This is a genomic window from Candidatus Obscuribacterales bacterium (genome assembly GCA_036703605.1).
Lineage (GTDB): Bacteria > Cyanobacteriota > Cyanobacteriia > RECH01 > RECH01 > RECH01.
Genome location: DATNRH010000864.1, coordinates 1 through 1308, shown reverse-complemented (window position 1 = coordinate 1308; position 1308 = coordinate 1). Strand labels below are relative to the sequence as shown.

The window sequence follows — 1308 nt, the reverse complement described above, 5'->3', positions numbered from 1 at the left end:
TTGTCCATGGCCCTCACAATTGCATCATGACTCGCAGGCAACTTCACCGCCAGCGGTTTCTTAGCTAACGGCTCATCAACATCGGCAGCCGATGGCTTGATCTGGGACTTAAACGCTTCAGTCTGAACCGGATCAGGATTGCCGCCTTTGGCTCCTTTGGTCTTGGCCATGCTCATGCCTCCCGTTGACTGCTCTTCACCTTTACAAGTTTACCGGGAACTATAAGACGATCGCACACCCAGCGATCGCCCCCAACATCCAGAACAATAGAAACACCTCCCTGTTACAGGGTTCCCGGTTTACCAGGTATAATTTGGGTGGCGATAAAAACGTACCGCCAACACGCTGAACTCATACCCCTGTCCTATGGAATGGATCAACACTGCTTTAGATACTGCTTTTGCTGCAACGCTCATCTTCACAGCACTGTGGCTCCCCGTACAATTTGCGGCCTATGTCTCGCGACGGCTACGCACCCAAACGTCGAACTCGGCAGCCCAACCGATCGCCCAATTGCCAACGGCTGAACGTGCACCCGTTGAACCGGTTGAACTGCAGCCATTGACTACGCCAGCCGCGATCGCTCTAGAGTCTATTGAACTATTGGACGACAGCATGATAGCTGCACCTGAGACGCCTGCGATCGCTCAACCGCATGCATGAACTATCCCGCCGCAAGCGGGCGGGGTATCAGAATTCAATGCCGCATTCAATGCCGCTGCGATGCGGACGGTGCGCTGATACTGTTTCAGCGTCGATGCCGTCCGGAAACAATCATCCAGCCAGGCTTGAGCCGCCGTAGACTGGTTGTAGAGCACATCATCCATGCGCAACGCCCGGTTGTGAAGCAAAAGGTTGGGGGTAACCGACCTTAGGGGAATGCGCGCTTCGGCGTTATCGACAATCCCTATCTTTGATACGATGGTACACATATCGCCATCTATCCACTGGCAGCCATGAACGTCTTAGCATGAACAGCTTGTCTACCCAGCTTAGTAGCCATCAACCTATATCCCAGACATTCTCGTCTAAACTCCCCGATACACTAATACCAATTTATTCGTTAATAAGACTAATTATATGAAATAAAATGAGATGAAAGGGGTAATTGAAAATCATTTTTTTGCTTAGTCCACATTTTTTGCTCAGCATGTTATGGCACGTAAATCAGCACAGGGGTTTGGAGCATCTAAAGCACCTGCCCAAGGCACACTTCGCGGGATACGTTTAGAATTGGGTGAATTTCAACCCTCCACCAACCTACTATCTCCTGATGACTTAGCTGGACTAAAAGGTCTAGGCATCATC

At 50.5% G+C, this 1308-nt stretch carries 2 protein-coding genes; one reads left to right on the top strand and one right to left on the bottom strand.

What is annotated here, in order from left to right; translation table 11 throughout:
* Positions 1–366: 366 nt before the first annotated feature.
* Positions 367–663: a hypothetical protein gene (locus tag V6D20_17860; protein HEY9817649.1), complete on the top strand. Its 297-nt coding sequence runs from the start codon at positions 367–369 to the stop codon at positions 661–663.
* Here V6D20_17860 and V6D20_17855 read toward each other — a convergent pair.
* Positions 648–932, bottom strand: a complete 285-nt coding sequence (locus V6D20_17855; protein HEY9817648.1) for a hypothetical protein — start codon at positions 930–932, stop codon at positions 648–650. The genes V6D20_17860 and V6D20_17855 overlap by 16 nt on opposite strands.
* Positions 933–1308 lie beyond the last annotated feature (376 nt).